We start from the raw sequence: 25,131 nt of genomic DNA on the forward strand, positions 1-25,131 counted from the left end.
CGCGGCACTGACAACGCGGCCTGCGAGCAGGGACGACGAGGCCCGACGGCCCCGAGGCTCAACGCAGCGTCTGCGCCCAGTTCTCCGGCACCCGGCCCGCCGGGCCCGGCGTCGGCTGGTCGAGGGGATGACTGACCGGAGGAGCCAGTTCGGGACCCGACTCGTACAGCTGCGAGGACTCGAAGTCCCAGAACCAGGCCTCGCCGGGCTCGAAGCTGCGGATCACCGGATGGCCGGTCTCCCGGTAGTGGGCGGTGGCGTGCTTGGCGGGGGAGTCGTCGCAACAGCCGATGTGGCCGCACTGCGCGCAGCGCCGCAGGTGGAACCACCAGCCGCCGGCCTGGTCGCACTCGACACAGCCGTCGCCGCTCGGCGCGACGCTGGGGTCGATTCGGTTGTCGCTGCTCATGCGGGCTCCTCGGGCGTCTCGTCGTCCGCCGCGGTGAGCGGCAGCAGGACCTGGAAGCGGGTGTCGCCGGGTTCGGACTCGACCTGCAGGGTGCCGTGGTGCTTGTTCACGACGATCCGCCAGGAGATGTCCAGGCCGAGCCCCGTGCCCTCGCCCACCGGCTTGGTGGTGAAGAACGGATCGAAGATACGACCGCGGATCTCCTTCGGCACACCGGGCCCCGTGTCGCCGAACTCGACCAGCAACTGGTCGTTCTCCAGCGCCGTGCGGACCGTCAACGTGCCCTCCCCACCGGCACTGTTCATGGCCTGGACCGCGTTGTCGATCAGGTTGGTCCACACCTGGTTGAGCTCCGCTGGATAGGCGGGGATCTTCGGCAGCGTACGGTCGTAGTCCTTGACGACGTCGATCTGCGCGCCGATCTTGCCGGAGAGCATCAGCAGGGTGCTGTCGAGGAGTTCGTGCACGTCCGCGTTCTGGTAGGGGGCGCGGTCGAGCTGCGAGTACTGCTTGGCCGCGTTCACCAGGTTGGAGACGCGGGTCGTGGAGTCCTCGATCTCATCCATCAACAGCTCGGTCTCGACCGTGTAGTTGAGCCAGCCGATCGCGGCCGGCAGGATCTGCTCCTCCACCTCCGTGGCGACCTGGTCCAGCCAGGCGACGTCCAGACCGGCCTGCACGAACGTCGGCGCGAACCGCCAGCCGTCGGGGATGCCGTGGTCGTCGAGCCAGTCGCTGAGCTCGTCCTCGCGGTCCGAGGCCTCCAGCGGGCTGAGCGTCGGCGCCTTGGCGACCAGCTCGGCCGTGCGTTCCTGGATCTCGATGAGTCCGGCCAGGTCCTCGCGCGGATAGGGGCCCGAGGAGATGACGCCGAGCTTGTGCCGCATCTTGGCGACCCGCTCCCGCAGGGTCGCGGTGGCGCGGACGGCCGCCGCAGCAGGATTGTTGAGTTCGTGTGTGAGCCCGGCGGACAACGAGCCCAGCGCCAGCAGCCGTTCACGTTGGCTGATGGCCTGCTGGAAGCTCTTCGAACCGAAGAAGAGCCCCTCCAGCAGATGCACCGCCATCGGGAACCACTCCTGCATGATGCTCGCGAACGTGTCCGCGGGCAGCACGAAGAACCGGGTCGGCTCCGTGACGCGCATCGAGTTGTTGTAGACCTGCTGCATCCGGTCCCCGATGTAGGCCTGCATCGCGCCCGCGTACACCCCGCGCTGTGAGGTACGGCTGATCTCCACGTCGTCGCCGCCGACCCGGCGGTACAACACGACCGTGCCCTCGACCATCACGTAGAAGCACGTGGCGGGTTCACCCTCGGTGAAGACGGGCCCCGGCTCGAACAGCTCCACCCGCCCCTCGCTGCACAGCCGTCCGAGCTGCTCCGGGGTGAGTTTCTCGAACAGGAACAGCGTCCCGATCTCCTGCGGGCTGCAGGGCACCATTTTGCCGCTCACGACTGCTCCAGATACCGGTGGACGAGCATGACTGCCATGGCTCCCTCTCCGACGGCGGACGCGACGCGCTTGGCCGACTCCGCGCGCGCGTCGCCCGCCACGAACACGCCGGGAATGTTGGTCTCCAGGTGGTAGGGCGGCCGGTCCAGCTCCCAGTCCCCCGGCGGCTTGCCGTCGGCGGTGAGGTCGGGCCCGGTCAGGATGAACCCGTGCTCGTCGCGCAGCACCGTGCCGTCCAGCCAGTCGGTCAGCGGGGCCGCGCCGATGAACACGAACATCCACTGCGCGTCGACGAGTTCGGTGTGTCCCGTGTCGACGTCCCGCAGCGTGAGCTGCTCCAGGTGGTCGGAGCCGTGCGCGGACTCGACGACGGTACGCGCGCGTACGGAGATGTTCGGTGCCTCGTTGATCTGCTGGATCAGGTAGTACGACATCGACGCGGACAGGTCCTGCCCGCGCACCAGCAGGGTGACCGACTTGGCGCCCTTGGCCAGGTACATCGCCGCCTGCCCGGCGGAGTTGGCGCCGCCGACGATGTACACGTCGTGGCCCTGGCAGGAGGCCGCCTCGGTCAGCGCCGAGCCGTAGAACACACCGCACCCGGTCAGGTCGACCGTGCCGGGAGCGGTCAACTGGCGGTAGGACACACCGGTCGCCAGGATCACGCTGTGCGCGGCGACCGCCGAGCCGTCCGAGAACCGCACCGTCCGCGCGGCGCCGTTGGCCTCCAGACCCGAGACCTCGCGCGCGGTGAGGATCTCCGCGCCGAACTTCGCCGCCTGCCGACGGGCCCGGTCGGTGAGCTGCGCCCCCGACACACCGTCCGGGAAGCCCAGATAGTTCTCGATCCGGGAACTCTGCCCGGCCTGCCCGCCGGTCGCCGACCGCTCCACCAGCACGGTCCGCAGCCCCTCCGAGGCCCCGTACACGGCCGCGCCGAGCCCGGCGGGCCCGCCGCCGATCACGACGAGGTCGTAGAAGTCCGCCGCCGGAGTCGTCGCCAGACCCACCTGCGCGGCCAGCTCGGGCGCCTCCGGCTCGATCAGCGGCGTCCCGTCCGGGGTGATCACCAGCGGCAGCCGCTGTCCGTCCTGGCCGGCCGCCCTGAGCAGCCGCTGCCCCTCGGGCTCATCGGCGGAGTACCAGCGGTAGGGCACCTGGTTGCGGGCCAGGAACTCCCGTACGTCCGAGGAACGCGCCGACCAGCGGTGGCCGACCACCTTGGTGCTGGGCACCGGCCGGAAGTCGCTGCACCGCCACGACTCCAGCAGGTCGTCCAGGACCGGATAGAGCTTCTCCTCCGGCGGGTCCCACGGCTTGAGCAGGTAGTGGTCCAGATCGACGACGTTGATCGCGTCGATCGCCGCGTTCGTGTCCGCGTACGCGGTCAGCAGCACCCGGCGCGCGCCCGGGTACACGTCCAGGGCCTGCTCCAGGAACTCGATGCCGTTCATCTGCGGCATGCGGTAGTCGGCCAGGATCACGGCCACGAGATCCCCGCGCAGCTTCAGCTCGCGCAGGGCGTCCAGCGCGGACTCGCCGGACTCCGCGCGCACGATCCGGTACGACTCGCCGTAGCGCCGCCGCAGATCCCTGGCGACGGCCCGGGAGACCCCCGGGTCGTCGTCCACGGTCATGATGACGGTCCGCGCTGCGTCGGACGCCTGTGCCATACGTCTCCCACCCCGAGTGGTCGGATCTGCGGCACGGCGAGCCCCGTCGTAGGAACAGTCACCGCGCCGGCTCCTGCCCATCGTAAGTTCGATCGTCCCGCTTCGCTCCGGTATATCGACAGGCGGGCCGTACCTCAGCCCTTGCGTGAGGAGAGCACGCAGAACTCGTTGCCCTCCGGATCCGCCAGCACCACCCACGTCTCCTCGCCCTGACCGACGTCCGCGTGCCGCGCGCCGAGCGCCAGGAGACGGGCGACCTCGGCCTCCTGGTCGTCGGGGCGGAAGTCCAGGTGGAGCCGGTTCTTGATCGTCTTCTCCTCCGGCACCGTGCCGAAGAGCAGTCCGGGCAGCCGGTCCTTCTCGGGCCGGATCTCGTACTCGCCCGGCTCCTCGCCCACCACGACCCAGCCCAGCGCCTCGGCCCACCAGCGGCCGAGGGCCACGGGGTCCACCGAGTCCACGATCACTTGTTCCCATTCCAGAGCCATGTCGCCAGCGTAGTGAAGACTGGCCCCGACCGACGTGACCACGACACAGGAGGCATCCCCATGACGCGCCCGATCACCGCAGGCGTCGACGGAACCGAGGAGAGCCTCGCGGCGCTGGCCTGGGCGGCCCGGGAGGCGGTCCGGCGGGGGCTGCTGTTGCGGGTGGTGCAGGCCTGGCGGTTCCAGCCGTACGAGGCGATCGACGCGGCGGACCAGGACACGCAGGCCGGGTGGGTGCGGGACGGGCTGGCCGAGGCGGCGCGGACCGTCACCTCGCGGCATGCCGGTCTGGAGGTGAGCACCGAGGTCCTGGAGGGGGACCCCGTCGAGACGCTGGTCGCCGCGGCGGCGGAGGCCGAACTGCTGGTGCTGGGCTCGCGCGGGCACGGGCCGGTCGTCGGGTTCCTGCTCGGCTCGGTGGGCCAGCAGGTGATCGCGGAGGCCACCCGGCCGGTCGTTCTGGTGCGGGCCGGGGACGAGGCGGCCGGCGAGGCCGCGGGTCGCGAGATCGTCGTCGGCCACCAGGGCGAACCGGAGGACAGCGCCGAGACCCTGCGGTTCGCGTTCGAGACCGCAGCCGCGCGCGGGGCCGCGGTACGCGCCGTACGGGCCTGGACGTTGCCGCCGGTGTTCGCCTACAGCCCCGGCTCGATGAAGCTCCTCGACGAGGCCGGCGGTCTGGAGCCGTACGAGAAGAAGGCGCTGGCGGCGGCGCTGCAGCCGTGGCGGGAGCGGTTCCCGGACGTGCCCGTGGTCGAGCACATCGAGATGGGCAGCGCGGGGCAGGTGCTGCTGTCGGTGGTGGCGAGGGCCCAGCTGATGGTGGTGGGCCGGCGGGCCCGCCGTACGGCCGTCGGCGCGCGCATCGGCTCGGTGGCGCACGGCGTCCTGCACCACGCGGACTGCCCGGTGGCCGTGGTCCCGCACGCCTGAGTCACTCCGGGGTGACCGGCACCAGGGTCTCGCGGGCCTTGGGCAGCACGTTCTTGATGAAGTCCTCGACCGCCGTGTCCAGCCCTATGTCGTGCTGCGCCCGCTCGGACAGGTACCAGCGGTGTTCGAGCAGCTCGTGGTAGATCTCGGCCGCGTCCATGGAGCCGCGCAGCTCCGGCGGCACCTCCCGCACGGTGGGCCGGAACACGTCCCGGACCCACCGGTGGGCGAGGACCTCGGGGCGGGCGGCGAGGGGGTCGCCCGGGGCGTAGTCGTCCTGGGTGGCCATCCAGCTCTCCAGGTCGCTCAGCAGCCGGCGGGCCTGGTTCTCCTCGGTGTCCAGGCCGGTCAGTCGCAGCAGCTGCCGCTGGTGGTGGCCCGCGTCGACGACCTTCGGTACGAAGGTGACGGTGTCGCCGTTCGAGGAGTGCTGGATCTGCATCTCGGCGACGTCGAAACCGAGCTCGTTGAGCCGGCGTATCCGGCGTTCGATGAAGTGGTACTTGCCCGCCGGGTAGACGGAGGTGCGGGTCAGCTCCTCCCACAGCCCCTGGTAGCGGGCGCAGATCTCCATGCCGAACTCGATCGGGTCGACGGAGGGGTGCAGCGCCCCGGAGGCCTCCAGGTCGAGCAGCTCGCCGCTGATGTTCACGCGCGCGAGGTCGAGGTCGTACTCCCGCTGCCCGGAGCTCAGTTGGCTGTGCAGGTCGCCGGTCTCGGCGTCCACCAGGTACGCGGCGTACGCGCCCGCGTCGCGCCGGAAGAGGGTGTTGGAAAGCGAGCAGTCGCCCCACGCGAACCCGGCGAGGTGCAGGCGCACCAGCAGCACGGCGAGGGCGTCCATGAGGCGGTGCATGGTGGCCGGGCGCATGGTCGTCTCGAACATCGAGCGGTACGGCTGGGAGCCGCGCAGGTGGCGGGTGATCAGCACCGACTCCAGCGGGTCGCCCTCGCCGTCGGTGCGGCCGGTGACCACGGCCAGCGGGTCGACGGCGGGGATGGCGAGCCGGTCCAGGTCGCGCAGCAGCTCGTACTCGCGCAGGGCGGGCCGTTCGGCGAGCTCCTTGACGGCGACGACCTCGTCGCCTGCGCGCGCGTAGCGCACGACGTGGCGGGAGATGCCGCGGGGGAGCGGGACCAGGTACTCGTCGGGCCACTGCTCCAGGGGCAGCTGCCACGGCAGGGCCAGCAGGAGCGCGGGGTGCTCCGGGTTGGTCGCGCTGATCTGCAGTGCCATGGCGCGTGTGTCCTTGCCTCGCGGGTGATCGTCACCTCACCTTAGAGCGCGCGCTCCCGGGCCTGAAGTGCCGTTTCGCCCACCGGTCCGCGGTGCTCGGGGCCGTGCCCGGGCAGCAGCAGGTCGCCGTCCAGGCCGGCCAGGACGTCCAGCGAGGCGACGGCCCGGGCGCGCTCGTGGTGGAACATGTCGGGCAGCAGCTGCGGGCCCTGTACGCGCGAGGTGGGGTGGCCGGTGACCAGGGCGTCGCCGGAGAGCACCACTCCGGCGTCCGGGAGGTGGAAGGCCGCGTGTCCGTCGGTGTGGCCGGGCGTGTGCACCGGCACGGGCCGGCCCGGCAGGTCCAGGGGTCCCGCGGTGGGGAACGGCTCCGGCTCGGCGACGGGCACGTGGGCCGTGCCGCCGGACCGCATGGCGTGCAGCGCCCAGGGCAGGACCCCGGGCCGCCAGCTGTTCCTCAACACCTGCCCGACGCCCACCTGGTGCAGGAACTCCCGGCGGGCGTGCGGGACTTCGGCCTCGTGCAGATAGACCGGGGTGCCGTAGGCGGCGCGCAGGTACTCGGCGGACCCGATGTGGTCGTTGTGCGCGTGGGTGATCAGCACCGCCGCGACCGCCTCCGGCGCGGCGCCGACCGCAGTGAGGGAGGCGAGAACCTGCTCCCGGTCCCCGGGGTAGCCGGTGTCGACGAGGGTGACCTGGTCCCCCTCGGTGAGGATCACCCAGTTCGTGTTGGAACCGTGCACGAGATGAACGCCGTCGGCTACCTGGTGCACGTCTGCCCGCATGATCGCCCCGCGTCCTGAGGTCCCGTCCCTGCCCGTCACCACCAGCAAAGCAGACCGGGATGCTTCCGGAACCGTCGGGTCCGCGCCAACTCGCGCGCGGGGCGTGCGGGATACGAGCTGCCTCCGGCACCGTCCGCCGGAGGCAGCCCCGGCCGTGCGTCCGAAGCGGCCGCCTCTCCGCCTCAGCGCACGCCGTGCGGGCGGAACTGCACGCTGATGCGCGGTCCCGCGGCTCGTGTGCTCTTCGGTACGCAGTGCTCCCACGTGCGCTGACAGGAGCCGCCCATCACGATCAGGTCCCCGTGCCCCAGCGGCCGGCGCACCGACTCGCCGCCGCGCACCGGACGCAGCAGCAGGTCGCGGGGCGCGCCCACGGAGAGGATCGCGACCATGGTGTCCTCGCGCGCACCCCGCCCGATCCGGTCCCCGTGCCAGGCCACACTGTCCCGCCCGTCGCGGTAGTGGCACAGCCCGGCCGTGGTGAACGGCTCGCGCAGCTCGGTGGCGTAATGCGCGCTGAGCGCCTCGCGCGCCTCGTCCAGCACGGGGTGGGGGAGGGCGTCGTCCCGTCCGTAGAACGCCAGCAGTCTTGGTATGTCGACGACCTGGTCGTACATCGTGCGGCGCTCCGCGCGCCAGGGGACCTCGGCGGCCAGCTGTTCGAACAGCGTGTCCGAGCCGCCGAGCCAGCCGGGCAGCACGTCGAGCCAGGCGCCCTGACCAAGCCGCGTCCGACGGATCCCGTCGAGGGAACCGAGCGCCAACCGGTCCGTCTGGTCGAAGAGAGAGCCCTGGAGGTGCGTGGTCATGGATCCAGCGTACCTCTAAATCGAAAACCTGTTCCTATTCGATTCTCGCCCGTTCCCGATACGGGTCGGCTGTCGTCCAGGCCTTTCGATGCAGTCGTGTATCGGATACATTCCCGTATCGAACGGAGGTCCGGACATGACAACGGAGGACACGGCCCGGCGCGTCACCAGGCGCCGGATCCGCACGCGCGCCAATCTCCTCGACGCCGCGTTCGCCGTCTTCGCCGCCAAGGGGTTCGGGCGGGTCTCCATCGAGGAGGTCTGCGAGGCCGCGGGCTACAGCAGGGGCGCCTTTTACTCGAACTTCGCCACCCTGGACGAGCTGTTCTTCGCGCTCTACCAGGAACGCGCCGACCTCATCGCGGACCAGGTGTCCGGTGCGCTCGCCCTCGACGGGCCGGATCTCGATGTGCCGGCCGCTGTCGACCGCGTCACCGAGGTGCTGCTGCTCGACCGGGACTGGCTGCTGGTCAAGACCGACTTCCTGGTGCACGCCGCCCGCGACCCGGCCGTGGCGCGGACCCTGCTGGAACACCGCGCGCGACTGCGCCGGGCGATCCGCGACCGGCTCGCCCGGGCCCGGGGCCACGCCCGACTGCCCGCCGTGCTCGGCGACCTGGACGGCGCGGCGCACGCCGTGGTCGCCGCCTACGACGGCGTCACCACCCAACTGCTGCTGGACAAGGACGCCGAGCGCGCCCGCGCCTGGCTCGGGCAACTGCTCACCGCGCTGCTGACCGACAGCGGCGACACCGCCGTATGACATCGCCGTACACATCAATGCAAACCGTGCACATCACCAGATGAAGAAGGGACGGTCGCCATGGATGCCGACGTCATCGTCGTCGGAGCGGGCCTCGCGGGCCTGGTCGCCGCGCACGAACTCACCAGCCGGGGACGGCGGGTCGCGCTGGTCGACCAGGAGAACGCCGCCAACCTCGGCGGCCAGGCGTTCTGGTCGTTCGGCGGACTGTTCCTCGTCGACTCCCCGCAGCAGCGCCGCCTCGGCATCAAGGACTCCTTCGAGCTGGCCTGGAACGACTGGCAGGGCAGCGCCGGATTCGACCGGCAGGACGACGAGGACTCCTGGGCGGTGCGCTGGGCGCGCGCGTACGTCGAGTTCGCGGCGGGGGAGAAGCTGAGCTGGCTGGAGGGGCACGGCATCAAGCTGCTGCCGACCGTCGGCTGGGCCGAGCGCGGTGACCTGCGCGCCGACGGACACGGCAACTCCGTACCCCGCTTCCACATCGCCTGGGGGACCGGCACGGGCGTCGTGGAGCCGTTCGTCGAGTACGCCAAGCAGGCCAGGCGTGACGGCCTGCTGACCTTCTACCACCGCCACCAGGTCGACGCCCTGGTCGTCGAGGACGGCACCGCACGCGGCGTGCGCGGCACGATTCTGGCCGACGACACCTCACCCCGCGGCGTCTCCTCCAACCGCGACCGCGTCGGCGACTTCGAACTCACCGCCCAAGCCGTCGTCGTCACCTCCGGAGGCATCGGCGCCGACCACGACATCGTCCGCCGCTACTGGCCCGAGCGCCTGGGCACCCCGCCCGCCGAGATGGCCACCGGCGTGCCCGCCTACGTCGACGGGCGCATGCTCGACATCAGCGCCGAGGCGGGCGTACGCCTGGTCAACCGCGACCGCATGTGGCACTACACGGAGGGCCTGCACAACTGGGACCCGATCTGGCCCGGCCACGGCATCCGCATCCTGCCGGGTCCGTCGTCGATGTGGTTCGACGCACTGGGACGCCGGCTGCCCGACCCCTGCCTGCCCGGCTACGACACCCTCAGCACGCTCAAGTACCTGCGCACCACCGAGGACATCGCGGACTACGACCACTCCTGGTTCGTCCTCACCCAGAAGATCATCGAGAAGGAGTTCGCGCTCTCCGGCTCCGAGCAGAACCCCGACATCACCGCCAAGGACAAGACCGCGGTCCTGCGCGACCGCCTCCTCGGCAAGGGCGCCCCGGGCCCGGTGGACGCGTTCCTGCGCAAGGGCGCCGACTTCGTGACCGCCCCGACCCTGGAGCAGCTCGTCGGGAAGATGAACGGCCTCACGGACAAGCCGCTGCTCGACGCGGAGCGGCTGCGCCGCCAGATCGAGGCCCGCGACCTGCAGATGACCAACCCGTACAGCAAGGACTCCCAGGTCCAGGGCATCCGCAACGCCCGCCGCTACATCGGCGACCGTCTCGGCCGCGTCGCCACCCCGCACCGCATCCTCGACCCCGCGGCAGGCCCGCTGATCGGTGTCAAGCTCCACATCCTGACCCGCAAGACCCTCGGCGGCATCCAGACCGACCTCGACTCCCGCGCGCTGGGTGCCGACGGGACACCCATCGAGGGCCTGTACGCGGCCGGCGAGGTCGCCGGCTTCGGCGGTGGCGGCGTCCACGGCTACAACGCGCTGGAGGGCACCTTCCTGGGCGGCTGCCTCTTCTCGGGCCGCGCGGCGGGTCGTGCCGCGGCGCAACAGACCGGCTGACCAAGGCGCCTGGCCCGTCTCCTCGTACCAGGGCAGTCAGTCCTGGAGGAGACGGGCCAGCACCGCCGCGTGGCTCTGCTCGGGTGCCTTCGCCGCGGTGAGCAGTGTGATGGGGCCCTTGGCCGCCGACTCGCGTACACCGTCGAGGAGTTCGGCCACCTCGGGGACCGCCAGCTCAGCCTCGTACCGGCGGGCGAACTCCTCGTAGGACCCCTCACCGGCGTGGTACCAGCGGCGCAGTTCGGTCGACGGGGTGAGTGCCTTGGGCCACTCGTCGACGGCCGCCGCCTCCTTGGAAAGACCGCGCGGCCACAGCCGGTCCACCAGGACGCGGACGCCGTCCTGCGGCTCGGGCGATTGGTAGACGCGACGCACACGAACGGTCACGGCCGGGCCTCTCTCCGGGGACGGGACGCTGTCCACGGTAGTTCGGGGAGGCCGGGTGACGCTTCGTGACTTGACCTGACGGAGGGGGAAACCGTACGAGGTGCCCCTCTAGCCTGGGGCCGTTTGATCACCCGCCACCCCCCCGAAGGAGCGCATGTGAGGCAATCCCGCCGGCAAGGCACCAGACGTACCGCCGTCCTCCGCCGCGAGGCCGTCGTCGTGACCGTCCCCGTCGCCGTCGCGGCTCTGCTCGCCGCTGCCGGACCCGCCGCGGCCGGCACCACCGGGGCGTCCGGTGTCGGCGACCCGTACTTCCCGCTCGCCGGGAACGGCGGCTACCACGTCGAGCACTACGGACTGACCCTCGGTTACGACACCGGCAGCCGGCACCTGGACGGCACCGCGGTTCTCACCGCCCGGGCCACTGAGCGGCTCACCCGCTTCGACCTCGACTTCTCGGGCCTGAAGATCACAGGCCTGACCGTCGACCACGCCAGGGCCGACTTCCGGCGCAGTGGACAGGAACTCGTCGTCACCCCGCGCCACTCACTGCACAAGGGCCAGAAGTTCCGCGTCACCGTCACCTACAACGGCGTCCCGAAGCCGGTCACCGACCCCGACGGCTCGCCCGACGGCTGGATCCCCACCGACGACGGCGCCTTCGTCGCCGGCGAACCCCAGGGCGCGATGACCTGGTTCCCGGCGAACAACCATCCCAAGGACAAGTCCTCGTACGACATCACGATCACGGTCCCCAAGGGGCGCACCGCGGTCGCCAACGGCGTGCTCCTCGGGCAGCGGACCGCGCACGGGAAGACCACATTCCGCTGGCGTCAGCGCGAACCCATGGCCGCCTATCTGGCCACGGCCACGGTCGGCAGGTTCCAGGTCGAGCAGTACCGGACCCGTGACGGCATCCAGGTCTACAACGCGGTCGACCCGCGCGAGGCCGCCGCCGCGGCGCCCGTGCTCAAGAAGCTGCCGTCCGTACTGGAGTGGGAGAGCAAGCTCTTCGGGCCGTACCCGTACCGCGCCGCCGGATCCATCGTCGACCACGCGCCCGACGTCGGGTACGCCCTGGAGACACAGACGCGTCCCGTGTACGACTCGGCGCCCGGTCTCGGCACCCTCGTCCACGAGAACGCCCACCAGTGGTTCGGCGACTCCGTGTCGCTGACCTCCTGGAAGGACATCTGGCTCAACGAGGGCTTCGCGACCTACGCGGAGTGGCTCTACAGCGAGCAGCACGGCGGCGCGAGCGCGCAGAAGTCCTTCGACGCGCTCTACGCCCGCCCGGCGAGCGACGGCCTGTGGGAGTTCCCGCCCGGCGACCCGGGCAGCGGCGCCAACATCTTCGGCACACCGGTCTACGCCCGTGGCGCGATGGCCCTGCACGAACTGCGTACGGCCGTCGGCGACCCGGCGTTCTTCCGGACCCTGCGGGCCTGGGCGGCCCAGCACCACGACGGGAACGGTACGACCGCGCAGTTCGTTCGTCTCGCGGAGCGGGTGTCCGGAAAGGACCTGGACGGGCTGTTCCACACCTGGCTCTACGAGCCGGGCAAGCCGAACAAACCCTAGAACCTGACGAGTTCCTGATAAGTCTGGGTCAAGGTCGAGTCATGATCATGCGCAGACCCCATGTCGCTCTGCTGGCCGCGTCCCTGCTCCTCGCGGGATGCGGCAGCGGTGCCGTGGCGTCGCCGGGCCACCCGTCCGGCGCCGCCACGTCGGAACCCGGGCCGCCCGCCTCCACGACGGCGATCCCCTCCTCGCCCTCGCCGGCCATGTCCGCCGAGGCCGCCCGCCTGGAACTGCCGGGCCTCGGGCCCAAGACGCTGGCCCAGGTCCCCTCCGACGCCCGACAGGCCGTCGTGGTCACCGGCCGGGGCAAGAACTCGCCGACGTCCGAGGTCGTCCTGTACGAGCGCGCGTCCACCGGCTGGCAGCCCGGCGAGAGCTGGCCCGCGCACAACGCGCTCAAGGGCTGGAGCGACCACCACATGGGCGGTGACCTGCGCTCACCGATCGGCGTGTACGGCCTCACGGACGCCGGCGGCCTGCTCCGCGACCCCGGCACCAAGCTGACGTACGACCAGGGCTACGGATTCGTCTCGCCCGGCACGGGCTTCGAGGGCGAGCCGCTGAAGGGCTCCTTCGACTACGTCGTCGCCATTAACTACAACCGTCAGCCGGGCACCTCGCCCCTGGACTGGACCCGTCCCCTCGGTGCGAACCGGGGCGGCGGAATATGGTTCCACGTCGACCACGGCGGGCCGACGCACGGATGCGTGAGCATCGCCGAGAAGCACATGGAGCAGCTTCTCCTGGCGCTCGACCCGCACCTCCACCCCGTCGTCGTGATGGGGGACGCCGCGTCCCTCGCGCGCTGAAGCGCTTAGGATCCGCCGGGTGTGCGCACATGTGCTGGTCGCCGAGGACGACGAGATGCAGGCCGAACTCATCCGCCGCTCCCTGCTGGCGGAGGGCCACACCGCCACCGTCGTGCACGACGGCGCGGCGGCTCTGGAGGCCGCCCGCAGGCTGCGGCCCGACCTCGTCGTCCTGGACCTGATGCTCCCGGTGATCGACGGCTTCGGCGTGTGCCGGGTGCTGCGCGGCGGCGACGCCGAGATACCCGTGCTGATGCTCACCGCGCGCTCCGAGGAGGACGACGTCCTGCTCGGCCTGGAGCTGGGCGCCGACGACTACATGACCAAGCCGTACAGCCCGCGCGAGCTGATGGCCCGGATCCGTACGGTGCTGCGACGCAGCGGGCGCGCGGACGGGGTGCGGGAGGAGCCCGTCGTACGCGCCGCCGGGCTGACCGTGGACCCGGTGCGGCACGAAGTGCGCTGTGACGGGGTGCCGGTGGAGTGCACCCCGGCCGAGTTCCAGGTCCTGCTGGCCATGGCGGGGGAGCCGGACCGCGTCTTCTCCCGGCGGCAGTTGTTGCAGGTCACCCGGGGGCTCGACCGGGCGTCCACGGAACGGGCCGTCGACGTCCACATCATGAACCTGCGCAAGAAGATCGAGGCCGACCCGCGGCGGCCCGTGCGGCTGCTGACCGTGTTCGGCGTGGGCTACAAGCTCAGCGGCGGCCGGGCGTGAAGCGCCGCATTCCGCTGCGCAAGCGGCTGCTGGTGCGGCTGTTGCTCACCTCGGCCCTGATCGCCGTGTGCTCGGTGGCCGCGACCGCCTGGCTCGCCGTGACGACCACCACCAGTGCGCTGAAGGAGGAACAGGGCCAGGATCTCGCCGCCGACACCAAGATCCTCGCGCAGCTCAGCGGTTATGCCGCGACCCACCGTGACTGGTCCGGAGTCCAGAAGACCATCAGCGCCCTGGCCGCCAAGACCGGCCGGCGCATCGCGGTGACCACCACGGACCGCACGCTCGTCGCCGACTCCGCCCCCCGCCGCACCTCCCTGCCACCCCGGCCCGCCGCCACCATCGACCCCCTGCACACCGACACCTACAGCGAGTCCGGGGCCCAGCTCAGCGGCGTCGATCCCCGCGCGGTCGGCCCGTACCGGCTGACGGCGGGCGAACGCGAGGAGGTGGACCTGATGATGCAGAAACTGCGGGGCTGCTACGAGCGGTACGGCCTCAGCCAGGTGAGGATCGAGCGGGCCCCGAGCGGACGTTCCGTCCTCGTCAACGAGGACGGAACGAGCGCCGAGGACCACTACGAGGCCGATTGCGGCTACGGGTACGACGCGCCGACCCGGACGGAGAGCAGGGCGCTGTCCGCGCTCCAGAAGAGGGCCTGGTCCTGTGTGCAGGACAAGGGAGCCGCCGGCGTCGAACCGCTGTTCCTCGCCCTGGACCCCACCCGCGACACCGTCCCGGGCCACTTCGTCACCTCCAAGTACTCCCGGCCCGCAGGCGCCGGCGCGGACACCGACCGGATCGTGCAGAACTGCATCGACAGTGCGCGGCGCGCCCAGCTCGATCCCTATGTCGCCCCCGTGGCCGACCTGTTCCTCGGTATCGGGGACCAGACCGTGCCCCGCTTCGACATGTCCCCGGCCAACAAGGCGAAGATCGTCGGCGTGGCCGGCCTCGTCCTCGCCGTCACCGTCGCCATGACGGCGGTGGTCGCCACCCGGCTGGTCCGGCCCCTGCGCGCGCTCACGGCAGCCGCCCAGCAGCCGCCGGAACGGCATGTCCGCGTCCCGGTGACCACCCGGGACGAGACCGGCATCCTGGCCGAGGCGTTCAACGACCTGACCGAACGGCGGGAGCGGATAGAGGTCCAGCGCAAGGCGATGGTCAGCGACATCGCCCACGAACTGCGCAGCCCGCTCACCAACATCCGCGGCTGGCTGGAGGTCACCCGAGACGGCGTCGTCGCCCCGGACCCCGCCCTGCTGTCCTCCCTGCACGACGAGGCGATGGTGCTCCAGCGGATCATCGACGACCTCCAGGACCTGGCGGCCGCCGACGCCGGCACGCTACGGCTGCACCGCGAGCCGGTCCGCGCCGACGAGTTGCTCGACCAGGTGGCCGCCGCCCACCGCGTCGGAGCCGACGCGGCCGGGGTCGCGCTGGTCACCGAGACCGACGGAGCCCCGTGGCTCGACGCCGACCCGGTGCGCATGCGGCAGGCGCTCGGCAACCTCGTCTCCAACGCCGTACGGCACACACCGCCGGACGGCACCGTCACGCTGGCCGCCCGTCGTGAGGGTGACCAGGTCGTGTTCACCGTCCGCGACACCGGCACGGGTATCGCGCCGGACGATCTCCCGCATGTCTTCGACCGGTTCTGGCGTGCCGAGAAGTCCCGCAGCCGCCGCACCGGCGGCAGCGGCCTCGGCCTGGCGATCGTCCGCGACCTGGTGGCCGCACACGACGGGACGGTCGAGGCGACAAGCGAACCGGGCGCGGGCGCGGAGTTCACGCTGCGCGTGCCGGTTGCGCCTGCGCCTGCACCGGCGCTGGAGAGTTGAACCGGCGTGGGTGGGGCGGGACCCCGGAGGACCCGCCCCGTTCCAACTACCCGCGCCCCTGCCGCGCCTCGGCCCGCCGTCGGCGCAGTTGCAGCGTGCGCCGCTCCGTCTCGCTCGTGCCGCCCCAGATGCCGAGGCACTCCCCGGTGTCCAGGGCCCAGCGCAGGCACTGCTCCCGCACCGGACAGCGTCCGCAGACCCCCTTCGCCTGTTCCGTCTGCAACAGTGCCGGGCCGGAGGTGCCGATCGGGAAGAAGAGGTCGGGGTCCTCGTATCGGCATGCGGCCTGGTCTCGCCAGTCGTCCGTCAAGTCCATCAAAGTCACCTGCGATCGAAGTCGTCCGTGCCCTCGCGGATGGCTTACTCGCTTCCGGGTGACCTGTCGATGCGCAAGTGAAACCAAGGAGTTCGGGGTGACGTGGATCACTGCTCCCGAACGCCCCACGGTGAGCCGTACGCGGTCAGCAGATCGAGGTACGGACGGGCGGGGAACGCCTCGGGGCCGAGGACGCCCGTGCCCGACCAGGCGCCGGTGGCGAGGAGTTCGAGTGCGACGACCGGATTGACGGCCGTCTGCCACACCACGGCCTGGCTGCCGTACTCCGCCATGGACCACTGGTTGTCGACCACGTGGTACAGGTACACCTCGCGCGGCGCGCCGTCCTTCGTGCCGCGCACCCATGTGCCCGCGCAGGTCTTGCCGTGCATCCGCTCGCCCAGCGTCGCCGGGTCCGGCAGACACGCGGCGACGACGTCACGGGGCGAGACGGCGACCGGTCCGGACGCGCTCGGCACGGTGACCGGGTCGGTGCGGTCCAGGCCCAGCAGGTGCAGCGTCTTGAGTGTCTCGATGAACTCCCGGCCCAGGCCGTACTTGAACGTGACGCGGCGCGCGTCGACCCAGCGCGGCACGAGCAGTACCTCCTCGTGCTCCACGTTCACGCACTCCACGGGGCCGATGCCCTCGGGGAAGTCGAAGACCTCGGGCTCGCTGAACGGCTCCGTGGTGTACCAGCCGCGGTCGGACTCGTAGACCACGGGCGGGTTGAGGCACTCCTCGATCGTCGTCCAGATGCTGAATGACGGGGCGAAGTCGTAGCCGTCCACGGTGAGGTTGGCGCCGTCGCGGACGCCGATCTCCTCGATCTCGTCGAAGAGTTCGTCGGCGGCGTAGCGGGCGAAGACGTCCGAGAGACCCGGCTCGACCCCCATGCCGACCAGGGCCAGCGCGCCCGCCTTCGCCCACTCCTCGGCCTGCGCGAACTGCGCGTCGCCGAGCTTCTCCCCGCACTCCTCGCAGGGACGCTCGGGGTGCGGGTGCGACAGGGACATCGCCATGTCGAGGTAGGTGGTGTCGGCGGCGCGGGCCGCCCGGAAGAGGGGCAGCACGAAGCGCGGGTCGGTCGCGTTGAGGAGCACGTCGCACGCGTGCCGGCGCAGCAGTTCCGTCACCGCCGCCTCGTCGCTCGCGTCGACCTGCTCGGCATGGAAGCGGCTCTCGCCGTCGCCGAGGGCCGCGACCGCCGCCTCGGCCCGCGTCAGGTCGTAGTCGGCGACCACCATCGCCTCGAAGAACGGACGCCGGGCCGCGATCCGGGTGATCGCGGTGCCCACGCCTCCGGCGCCGACGAGCAGTACACGCATGACGAACACTCCCTTTCGGGTCGAAGGACGTAGAGGTGCGGGGCCCGGAGCGGAGATGTGCGGGCCCTTGGGTGGGGATACAACGCCGTGTCGTCACGTAAGGTCAATGCCGTTGGCATAAGAGCGGAAGGCCGTAGCGGGAGGTCGTGCGGTGCCCAAGCCCGTGGTCCCCGAGGAGCGGCGGCGCAGACGCCGGCCGACCAAGAGCGGCACCGTGCTGTCGGAGGCGCTGATCGTCGAGACGGCGCTGCGGATGCTGCGCGAGCACGGCAGCGCGGGGTTGACCGCCCGCCGTCTCGGCCTCGCCCTGGACGCCGACCCGAGCACCCTCTACCGGTACTTCCGGGGCATGGACGACCTGACCCTGGCCATCGGCGACGCGCTGATCGGCCAGGCCCTCGCCGACTGGCACCCGACGGGGGAGTGGCGGGCGGACCTGCGCACCGTCGGCCTGCGCATCCACGCCGCCTACGTCGCCCACCCGCAGGCGGCCCTGCTCACCACGAACCGCGTCACCGGCCGCGCCAACGAACTCGCCGCCGACGAGGCGGTCCTGGACGTCCTGCGCACCGCCGGCTTCCCGCTCGCCGACACCGTGCGTATCTACCACGCCTTCATCGACCAGACCCTGGCCTTCGCCGCCCTCGACGCGGCCTCCCTCACCCTGCCCAGCGCCGCCCTGCACGCCGACGAGGACATGTGGCGCTCCACCTACGCCCACCTGCCCCGCACCACCCACCCCCGCATCGCCGAGGCGGCACCCCTGCTGGCGAGACGGATGGTGACCAGCGCGTATCCGACGGCACTGGAGATGCTGCTGGACAGCGCGGCGACGAGGCTGGCGTCGCTGGGCTGACGCACGGCGCCGGATACCGAGTTCCGCGATCCGAGACCGCCGGTCCCGGACTCCCTCCTGTGCTGCGATAGTGATCCCCGGCCCCGAAAGATGTAACGAGCAACCAGGAACTCCGTGGACACCAGCGAGAGCAGCACCGAGCCGCAGCCATCCGCTCAGCCGCAGCCATCCGCGCCCGTCGAGGCGGGCCCGCCGCGGGTCGGCTGGCGGCGCTGGGCGATGGACACCCGCCCGCTGCGCATCCCGGCCTACCGCCGGCTGTGGTCCTCGACGATCGTCACGGCGGTCGGCAGCCAGCTCACCGCGGTCGCGGTGCCCAAGCAGGTCTACGACATCACCGGCTCCTCGGCGTGGGTCGGCGCCGCGAGCCTGGCCGGGCTGCTGCCGCTGATCGTGTTCGCGCTGTGGGGCGGCGCGGTGGCCGACACCATGGACCGCCGCAAGCTGCTCCTGATCACCAACATCGGCATCGCCGTCACCTCGCTGCTGTTCTGGGTCCAGGCCGTCATCGGGCTCGATTCCGTGGTCGTCCTGATGCTGCTGCTCGCGATGCAGCAGGCGTTCTGGGGACTGAACGCCCCGGCCCGCAACGCCTCCATCGCCCGGCTCGTCCCCGCGGAGCAGCTGCCCGCCGCCAACGCCCTCGGCTCGACCGTCATGCAGACCGGCCAGGTCGTCGGCCCGCTGCTCGCCGGCGTCCTGATCCCCGTCATCGGCCTGGCCGAGCTGTACCTGATCGACGCGCTCGCGCTGTGCGTGACGGTGTGGGCGGTCTACCAACTGCCCAAGCTGCCGCCGCTGGTGGGCGGGGCGACGCGGCGCGCCGGAGTGCGCGAGATCGTGGAGGGCTTCCGCTACCTCTCCCTGCACAAGGTGCTGCTGCTGTCCTTCCTGGCCGACATCATCGCCATGGTCTTCGGCATGCCGCGCGCCCTGTTCCCCCAGCTCGCCGCCCAGACCTACGGCTCCTACGGCGAAGGGCTCGCCCTCGGTCTGCTGTTCGCGGCGATACCCATCGGCGCGGTGCTCGGCGGCCTCTTCTCGGGGACGTTCTCGCGGGCCCGCCGGCACGGCTGGATGGTGATCGGCGCGGTGGTCGCCTGGGGCGCCGCGATCGCCGGCTTCGGGCTGAGCGCCAACCTGTGGGTCGCGGCGGCCTTCCTGGCCGTGGCCGGGCTCGCCGACATGGTCTCGATGGTCTTCCGCGGGGCGATCCTGCTGTCGGCGGCCACCGACGAGATGCGCGGCCGCATGCAGGGCGTCTTCACGGTCGTCGTCGCGGGCGGTCCACGCCTCGCCGACGTCCTGCACGGCACCGCGGGCTCGGCCTTCGGCCCCCGCACGGCGGTCGTGGGCGGCGGCCTCCTGGTAGTCGTGGTGATGCTGGGCCTGGCCGCAGCGGTACCGGCCCTGCGCCGCTACCGGATCTGAGCGGAGGCCTGCCCGGCGGGTTGCGACGGTGGTCGAGCCGGGTCGGTCGGTGCGGCCGCCCCGAGTTACGACCGTCCGACCAGCGGCCCCTACAGGGCGCTGCGTCGATGCCTCGCGTACTCCATCAACTTCCCCCGCGTCGTCTCCAGCCGGTGCGCGAGGATCTCGGCGACGCCCCGTACCAGCACCATCCCGAGCTCGGGATCCTCGGCGCACAGCCGCAGCACCGCGTCCGCGTCGAACTCGTGGGCGCGTACGGGGCTGAACGCCTCCGCGCCGAAGTCCCACTCGTGCGGTGGGAACAGCCAGGACCAGCCGAGCAGATCGCCGGCGCCGAGGCTGGCCACGGTGACCCGTTGCAGCGAGTTGACACGCTGGTCGAGCGAGACCGCGCCGGAGCGGATCACCCAGAAGCGGTCGGCCCGGCCGCCCGCCTCGAAGATGCGGTGGTCCTCCGGGAAGGAGACCTCGCGCGCGAGCGTCATGAGGTGGTGGCGCTGGGGCGGGGGAAGGGCGGTCAGCAGTTTCGTCGCTTTGGTCATGACGCGGGGCTCCTCGCCGGCCATCGGTTCCGGTGCTTTCCCTAAGCCCATTTGAGCTGCTGCGGCCGTCCAGGGCACCTCGGCGGACGTGTGTATCCGATGGACGGTCCGCGTGAGGGCATGAAAAAGCCCTGGCTGGACGGGGGAGGCCAGCCAGGGCCGTAAGCGGTGGTGTCGGAGGACGGTACGGTCCACCCCGTCACCACGTATGAATGAACGGTAAACCATATGCGAGGCTTTCGCGTAGCAAAAACCCGGTCACGTGACCGGTTTCACTCCGTCACCCCCGCCTCGGCATGCCGCCCGGGGGTCAGGACCTCGTCCAGCACCCGCAGCACCGCCTCGAAGGCCACCGTCCGTACGGCCGCCTCGCGTGCCGCGTCCGGATCGGTCGCCCGCAGCTCCTCGCTCCGCACCCACCACGTCGACCGCTCCTGTTCCGCGCAGGCCCGAGCCCGCTGCAGGCGTCGCAACAGCTCGCCCGAATCCACGACTTCCGTCATGCGGTGCGCATACCCCGCTTTCGCGGAGCCATGACCGGAACTCGCGCATCCCGCCGACAGGTTTGGTGCCGCCCTTACAGGTCAGCCGATTAGGTGAGCGCCTGCGGTGGTCAAGTGGCACGTACCGCGGGTGCGGCAGGTCCGGCCTCGTTGCCGATGAACCAGGAGGCCGGTTCTTCACCGATCAGGGAGCCAGGCGATGTGCAAGGAGCACAGCATCGAATTCCCCCAATTCGCCCAGGAGTGGCGGGAGATGGAGCCATGGCCGAATTGTGGGCCCGGCGAGCGCGTGTCGGCCGAACCGGCGGGCCGGGCAGTTGACCCCGAGTCCAGGTCGGCCGCGGCGTGGATGCCGGTTCCTCCGGTGGTCCGGCCGGCCGAGGCCCGCAGGGCGGTCGAGCGGGCGGTCGCGGCGCGGTGCCGGGCGACCCGGACGCGCTGCGACAAGGACGCCCTGGGTGACGCCCTGCTCGTCGTCTCGGAGTTGACGACCAACGCGATCAGGCACGGCGGCGGCGTCACGGGCTTCCGTGTCGACGTCGTCGAGCCCGGTGTACGCGTCTCGGTGTGCGACCGCAGTGACGAACTGCCCGTGGCCGGCGATCCGTTCGACTCGGCCGGGCGCCGACGGGTCGGCGGCCGTGGCTGGCCGATCGTCTGCCGGCTGGCCCGCGACGTCCGGGTGTCCGAACTGCCCGCCGGCGGCAAGTGCATCACCGCTGTGGTGGCTCTCACCTGACCGAACCCGCACGCCTCGTGTACGCCCGTTCGAATGGGGAAGACGCTGGCAAGCGGCAGGTGCCCGTATGCGGTCCGAACACGCACACGGGCACTTGTGTGTCAGGGCGACGGGAGGCGAGGGAGTTCATGGCAGAGGCGGCGCGCCGGGGGGCGGACGAGGAGCGGGAGCGTGCGGAGTTGGAACGGCTGCGGGCGGAGGCGCGCGAACTGCGGGCCCGGGCCCGCGCCCACCCGCTGATATCCCAGGCACAGGGCGTTCTCCAGGAGCGCTACCGACTTCCCGACGGCGACAGCGCGTTCGGGCTCCTGCAGCGGGCCTCCCAGCGGTTCAACGTCAAACTCCGGTCGCTGGCCGACGTGGTGCTCACCGCCCCGCGCCCGGACGAGGACGCCCTGTGGTTCCCGCGGCGCGTCCGGTCTCCGGAGCCCGCGCTGAACTTCCCGGCGCCGTACCGCCCGGAGCCAGGCAACCGCGGCGCCGTCCTGAGCGCCGTACTGAGCCAGACGCTCGCCGTGGTCGAGACCTCCATGGGCAACGTCCAGGTCGCCGACCGGGTCAAGGGCGGACTGCGGATGGAGAAGCACACCGGTCTCACCGACGACTTCGTGGACTTCTTCGCGTACGTCGGTGAAGAGGGCACGTCCTGCGCGGCCGCCGCCCGCGACCTCACACAGGTCACCGTCACGGACGTGTCGACGGACCCCGTGTTCGACGAGGCGGCCCGGGCGCAGATCCTCGCGGCGGGCAGCCTGGGCTGCCACAGCGTGCCGCTGTCGACCGCGTCCGGCATGTGCGTGGCCATGGTCTCCGCCCACGCCGACCACACTCTGCGCCGGCTCACCGACACGCAGCTCAAGACGCTGGAGGTGATGGGCGCCGAGGCCGGGCGCTGGCTGGCCTGGCACGACCGGACGGTGGTCCTGGACGCCCTGGAGTATCTGCACGCCCTCGGCCGCAGGGGGCGCGGCACCCGGATCCGGCGGTCGTGACGCGGGCAGGACGGTACGCATGACACCCGGGGGACCGGGCACCCGAGGCCCATGAGCGAATCCGAGTTTCCACCGGAAGACCGGGCCGTCGACATGTACCTCGGCATTCTGCGCACCCGGATGGACACGGATGACTACCGGCTGCTGCTGGATGTGGTCGAACCGGTCCTCAAGGCGATCGACGAGCAACGCCTGCCCGCCCTGGACTTCGCGATCGGCGAGGAGGGCGGACAGGGCATGTCCCAGGAGATCCGCGACGAGGCGGCCCTGGTCGTCGCCGCCGCGGTCACCGGCAGGATGGACAACGAGGTCGTCGAGCTCAACCTCGACGAGACCGGCCCGATCCGCGTCGTCACCGACGCGGACACCGCCGCTGACCCGGTACGGCTGGGCGAGATCGCCGACTACATCCGGGACCGGCACCGTGAGAACGAGGAGCTGCGCGGCATCGCCGAGGTGAGCGGCCTGCCCACCGACTTCTGAGCCACCGCTTCACCCCTTGGCCTTCTTCACCGGCGCCGCCACCGGTACCTTCAGCGGCCGGGCCAGCCCCGTCACGGCCTCGTCGAGGCGCTGCAGATGCCTCAGCACGCGGTCGGTGACCCGCCCGTAGCGGGAGGTGCCCGGCCGGTCGGACTCCAGCAGCGCGGCGATGCTCGGGCCGGTCTCGACCTCGACCTCGGCCCGCTCGTCCGCCACGCGCGCGGCGATCGCCCCGATGTTGCGCAGGATGCGCTCACCGGCCCGCCGCAGCCGGGGGTCCGCGGCGATCGACGGATTGCCGGGCAGCAGCTCGGCCGTCGCGGCCAGCGAACGCGCGTGGTACGCGCAGGTCTCCAGGAGCGCGACGACATAGCGCGCGGTGTCGCGCCGGGCCCGCATCGGCGTCACCGGGTGGGTGAGCGGCTGGGTCGCGGCGCGCAGATCGGCCAGCGCCTGGTCCAGATCACGGGCCATGTCGAGCAGGTCGACCGCGGGCCCGCCGCTGAGCTGGTCGACGGCGGCCTCCGTGACATCGGAGAGCCGGTCAAGGACGGTGCCGAGCAGGTCGTTGGTACGGCGGTCCGTGTGCACCGGCAGGACGAACGCCGCCGCGATGATCCCGCAGGCCGCGCCGAGCGCCGTCTCCTCCACACGCAGGATCAGCACCGACAGGCTGTAGGTGTGCAGCAGGGTGTACAGCAGCCCCAGGGCCGCGGTGACGAAGAACGACATCAGCGTGTACGACAGCGGTGCCGTGTAGAACATCGCGAACACCAGCAGCAGCACCAGCGCGAACGCCGTCCAGGTGTGATGGCCGACGAGGCCCGCCAGGAGCAGGCCGGCCACCACGCCGAGCACGGTGCCCAGCAGCCGCCGGTAGCCCTTGACCAGGATCTCACCGGTGGACGCGGTGTTGATGAACACGATCCAGCAGGTCAGCACCGCCCAGTACCAGCGCTGGCTGGAGAGGAACTCGCCGCCCACGATCGCCAGCGACGACCCCACCGCCACCTGCACGGCCGCCCGCGTGGTGGGCCGCCGCAGCCCCGTGGGCTCCTCCTCGGGCTCTTCCTCGCCCGCGTCGATCGCCACGTCCTCGGCGTCCAGCTCCTCGCGCGAACGGGTCGTCGACGGGCTGTCGTCCGACTCGTCCTGCGGCCCGTCCAGCGCGATCCGCAACCCCAGCACCGCGCGCCCGGCCTCGCCGATGCCCCGGAACACGTCCTGCACGGCGGGCGGCGCCTTGGGCAGGTTCTCCTCGTCACGGTAGCCGAGGAGCCGGTTGCGCACATGCGCCAGACCGGTCCCCGAGTCCCCGGACACCGGCCGCAGGACCAGCAGGCGCAGTGCCTCCAGATCCCGGCGCAGGGTGGCGGTCGCCTCGTCGCCCACCGGCAGCCGGCCGCCCCGCGGCGGGACCGGGGCGCCCGGCAGGTGCAGGGTCAGCGTGTCCGCGCGCTCGGCGCTGCGCGCGGTCAGCAGCAGGAGGCCCAGGCGCTCGGCGGCGATCTCCGCGTCCGCGATACGGCGCTGCACGAGCCGTGCCACGGCCGCGTCGGCGGTGCCCTGCTCCAGCCGGCCCTGGATCATCATCGCGGTCTCGTGCAGCCGTGCGGTGCCCTCACGGAGGTGCTCCAGGGCCGTCTCGGCCTCGTCCGGCCCGGCGTCGAGCAGTTCGAGCTGCGCGGACACGAGTTGCGCCAGCCGGGCCCGGAAGGCGTCCCGCAGCCGCCCCAGGATCCCCTCGGGCGTCTCGGGTACGAGCACGAAGCGCACCAGTGCGCTGGCGGCGAAGGCGATCGCGACGACCCCGTACAGCTGGGGCAGGGTCGAGAGGGTGGCGCCGACGAACAGGGACAGGAAGTAGGTCTGGAAGCCGATCAGGCCCAGCGCGGTGCCCCGGTCCCCGTACCGGCGGCCGTATACGGCGCAGAAGATCAGCACCACGAAGAAGACGTCACCGCCGACGACACGCGAGTGCAGCAGGGCGGCCAGGGTGAGCGAAGCGAACGCCACCGGCAGGCCCAGGGCGAGTGTCACCGCCTGCGGGCCGCGTTCCTTCTCGCGGATGGCGAAGGTGGCGACCATCGCCGCGATGGCACCGGCCACCAGATGCGACACGTCGGCCCGCAGCAGCGCCAGCACGGCCAGTGTGAGGGCGATGGCAGCCACGGTCCGCAGACCCGCGGTCAGTCGCAGCAGTCCGGGATCGGATGCCGCGACGAGATCGCGCGACCGCGCCCGGAGCGTTGCTGCCACTGCTCTCACGCCGCCGCACTCACTCCCGTCCCCGTCTCACGTCAAGATCCCGTCC

At 71.6% G+C, this 25,131-nt stretch carries 25 protein-coding genes; 12 read left to right on the plus strand and 13 right to left on the minus strand.

The annotated features are described in order from the left end of the window. Positions 1-58: 58 nt before the first annotated feature. The 4 genes from M2283_RS41270 to M2283_RS41285 all read right to left on the minus strand — a co-directional run bounded on the left by M2283_RS41270 (position 59) and on the right by M2283_RS41285 (position 4,024). Complete coding sequence (locus M2283_RS41270) at positions 59-409, minus strand: UBP-type zinc finger domain-containing protein (RefSeq protein WP_280881692.1); 351 nt, start codon at positions 407-409, stop codon at positions 59-61. Further along, a complete protein-coding gene (locus tag M2283_RS41275) occupies positions 406-1,863 on the minus strand; it encodes an ATP-binding protein (RefSeq protein ID WP_280881693.1) in 1,458 nt (485 codons plus the stop codon). Before M2283_RS41275 ends, M2283_RS41270 begins: the two co-directional genes overlap by 4 nt. Next, positions 1,860-3,536, minus strand: a complete 1,677-nt coding sequence (locus tag M2283_RS41280; RefSeq protein ID WP_280881694.1) for an FAD-dependent oxidoreductase — start codon at positions 3,534-3,536, stop codon at positions 1,860-1,862. The genes M2283_RS41275 and M2283_RS41280 overlap by 4 nt, the downstream gene beginning before the upstream one ends. Positions 3,537-3,670: 134 nt before the next feature. Continuing rightward, positions 3,671-4,024: a VOC family protein gene (locus M2283_RS41285; protein ID WP_280881695.1), complete on the minus strand. Its 354-nt coding sequence runs from the start codon at positions 4,022-4,024 to the stop codon at positions 3,671-3,673. Between the two features lie 60 nt (positions 4,025-4,084). On the opposite strand from M2283_RS41285, the gene M2283_RS41290 reads away from it, so the two are divergent. Continuing rightward, on the plus strand, positions 4,085-4,957 hold the full coding sequence (locus tag M2283_RS41290) for a universal stress protein (protein ID WP_280881696.1): 873 nt from the start codon (positions 4,085-4,087) through the stop codon (positions 4,955-4,957). 1 nt (position 4,958) lies between these two features. Here the strand turns inward: M2283_RS41290 and M2283_RS41295 are convergent, their stop codons facing one another. The 3 genes from M2283_RS41295 to M2283_RS41305 form a co-directional block, all read right to left on the minus strand. Then, positions 4,959-6,194, minus strand: coding sequence for a DUF4032 domain-containing protein (locus M2283_RS41295; protein WP_280881697.1), 1,236 nt, complete (start codon positions 6,192-6,194; stop codon positions 4,959-4,961). Between the two features lie 41 nt (positions 6,195-6,235). Continuing rightward, positions 6,236-6,982 (minus strand): MBL fold metallo-hydrolase, encoded by a 747-nt coding sequence (locus M2283_RS41300; RefSeq protein ID WP_280881698.1) that lies wholly within the window; start codon positions 6,980-6,982, stop codon positions 6,236-6,238. A 182-nt stretch (positions 6,983-7,164) separates the two neighbouring features. Then, the gene (locus M2283_RS41305; protein WP_280881699.1) at positions 7,165-7,791 is read right to left on the minus strand and encodes an alpha-ketoglutarate-dependent dioxygenase AlkB; all 627 of its coding nucleotides are present in this window, start codon (positions 7,789-7,791) and stop codon (positions 7,165-7,167) included. Positions 7,792-7,927: 136 nt separating this feature from the next. On the opposite strand from M2283_RS41305, the gene M2283_RS41310 reads away from it, so the two are divergent. Next, the gene (locus tag M2283_RS41310; RefSeq protein WP_280881700.1) at positions 7,928-8,554 is read left to right on the plus strand and encodes a TetR/AcrR family transcriptional regulator; all 627 of its coding nucleotides are present in this window, start codon (positions 7,928-7,930) and stop codon (positions 8,552-8,554) included. A gap of 60 nt (positions 8,555-8,614) precedes the next feature. Continuing rightward, on the plus strand, positions 8,615-10,288 hold the full coding sequence (locus tag M2283_RS41315) for an FAD-binding dehydrogenase (RefSeq protein WP_280881701.1): 1,674 nt from the start codon (positions 8,615-8,617) through the stop codon (positions 10,286-10,288). 36 nt (positions 10,289-10,324) lie between these two features. Here the strand turns inward: M2283_RS41315 and M2283_RS41320 are convergent, their stop codons facing one another. After that, the gene (locus M2283_RS41320; RefSeq protein ID WP_280881702.1) at positions 10,325-10,675 is read right to left on the minus strand and encodes a DUF488 domain-containing protein; all 351 of its coding nucleotides are present in this window, start codon (positions 10,673-10,675) and stop codon (positions 10,325-10,327) included. A gap of 156 nt (positions 10,676-10,831) precedes the next feature. Between M2283_RS41320 and M2283_RS41325 the strand changes: the two genes are divergently transcribed. Genes M2283_RS41325 through M2283_RS41340 form a run of 4 tightly spaced genes read left to right on the plus strand, consistent with a single transcriptional unit; the run spans position 10,832 to position 15,627 of the window. Then, on the plus strand, positions 10,832-12,256 hold the full coding sequence (locus M2283_RS41325; protein ID WP_280881703.1) for a M1 family metallopeptidase: 1,425 nt from the start codon (positions 10,832-10,834) through the stop codon (positions 12,254-12,256). A 41-nt stretch (positions 12,257-12,297) separates the two neighbouring features. Next, a complete protein-coding gene (locus M2283_RS41330; protein WP_280881704.1) occupies positions 12,298-13,068 on the plus strand; it encodes a hypothetical protein in 771 nt (256 codons plus the stop codon). 19 nt (positions 13,069-13,087) lie between these two features. After that, entirely contained in the window at positions 13,088-13,786 is a 699-nt protein-coding gene (locus tag M2283_RS41335) for a response regulator transcription factor (RefSeq protein WP_280881705.1), read from the plus strand. Next, the gene (locus M2283_RS41340; RefSeq protein ID WP_280881706.1) at positions 13,783-15,627 is read left to right on the plus strand and encodes a sensor histidine kinase; all 1,845 of its coding nucleotides are present in this window, start codon (positions 13,783-13,785) and stop codon (positions 15,625-15,627) included. The genes M2283_RS41335 and M2283_RS41340 overlap by 4 nt, the downstream gene beginning before the upstream one ends. Positions 15,628-15,673: 46 nt before the next feature. Here M2283_RS41340 and M2283_RS41345 read toward each other — a convergent pair whose 3' ends face one another. Together M2283_RS41345 and M2283_RS41350 are read right to left on the minus strand one after the other, a co-directional pair. Further along, positions 15,674-15,943 carry a WhiB family transcriptional regulator gene (locus M2283_RS41345; RefSeq protein WP_280881707.1) on the minus strand — a complete coding sequence of 90 codons (270 nt, stop codon included), beginning with the start codon at positions 15,941-15,943 and terminating at the stop codon, positions 15,674-15,676. A 107-nt stretch (positions 15,944-16,050) separates the two neighbouring features. Then, positions 16,051-17,271 (minus strand): saccharopine dehydrogenase family protein, encoded by a 1,221-nt coding sequence (locus M2283_RS41350; RefSeq protein WP_280881708.1) that lies wholly within the window; start codon positions 17,269-17,271, stop codon positions 16,051-16,053. Positions 17,272-17,422: 151 nt separating this feature from the next. Between M2283_RS41350 and M2283_RS41355 the strand changes: the two genes are divergently transcribed. Together M2283_RS41355 and M2283_RS41360 are read left to right on the plus strand one after the other, a co-directional pair. Then, positions 17,423-18,127 carry a TetR/AcrR family transcriptional regulator gene (locus tag M2283_RS41355; protein ID WP_280881709.1) on the plus strand — a complete coding sequence of 235 codons (705 nt, stop codon included), beginning with the start codon at positions 17,423-17,425 and terminating at the stop codon, positions 18,125-18,127. A 114-nt stretch (positions 18,128-18,241) separates the two neighbouring features. Beyond that, positions 18,242-19,558 carry an MFS transporter gene (locus M2283_RS41360; RefSeq protein WP_280881710.1) on the plus strand — a complete coding sequence of 439 codons (1,317 nt, stop codon included), beginning with the start codon at positions 18,242-18,244 and terminating at the stop codon, positions 19,556-19,558. An 89-nt stretch (positions 19,559-19,647) separates the two neighbouring features. On the opposite strand, the gene M2283_RS41365 is transcribed toward M2283_RS41360, so the two are convergent. After that, the gene (locus tag M2283_RS41365) at positions 19,648-20,100 is read right to left on the minus strand and encodes a cyclic nucleotide-binding domain-containing protein (protein WP_280881711.1); all 453 of its coding nucleotides are present in this window, start codon (positions 20,098-20,100) and stop codon (positions 19,648-19,650) included. 272 nt (positions 20,101-20,372) lie between these two features. Continuing rightward, positions 20,373-20,603, minus strand: a complete 231-nt coding sequence (locus M2283_RS41370; protein ID WP_280881712.1) for a hypothetical protein — start codon at positions 20,601-20,603, stop codon at positions 20,373-20,375. A 349-nt stretch (positions 20,604-20,952) separates the two neighbouring features. On the opposite strand from M2283_RS41370, the gene M2283_RS41375 reads away from it, so the two are divergent. The 3 genes from M2283_RS41375 to M2283_RS41385 all read left to right on the plus strand — a co-directional run bounded on the left by M2283_RS41375 (position 20,953) and on the right by M2283_RS41385 (position 22,817). Continuing rightward, complete coding sequence (locus M2283_RS41375; protein WP_280881737.1) at positions 20,953-21,342, plus strand: ATP-binding protein; 390 nt, start codon at positions 20,953-20,955, stop codon at positions 21,340-21,342. 128 nt (positions 21,343-21,470) lie between these two features. Then, a complete protein-coding gene (locus M2283_RS41380; protein WP_280881713.1) occupies positions 21,471-22,334 on the plus strand; it encodes an ANTAR domain-containing protein in 864 nt (287 codons plus the stop codon). 51 nt (positions 22,335-22,385) lie between these two features. Next, positions 22,386-22,817: a hypothetical protein gene (locus tag M2283_RS41385; protein WP_280881714.1), complete on the plus strand. Its 432-nt coding sequence runs from the start codon at positions 22,386-22,388 to the stop codon at positions 22,815-22,817. A 9-nt stretch (positions 22,818-22,826) separates the two neighbouring features. Here the strand turns inward: M2283_RS41385 and M2283_RS41390 are convergent, their stop codons facing one another. Beyond that, the gene (locus M2283_RS41390; protein ID WP_432423198.1) at positions 22,827-25,076 is read right to left on the minus strand and encodes an FUSC family protein; all 2,250 of its coding nucleotides are present in this window, start codon (positions 25,074-25,076) and stop codon (positions 22,827-22,829) included. Between the last annotated feature and the right edge of the window lie 55 nt (positions 25,077-25,131).

The organism is Streptomyces pseudovenezuelae (assembly GCF_029892565.1).
In the GTDB taxonomy this organism is placed as follows: Bacteria; Actinomycetota; Actinomycetes; order Streptomycetales; family Streptomycetaceae; genus Streptomyces; species Streptomyces pseudovenezuelae_A.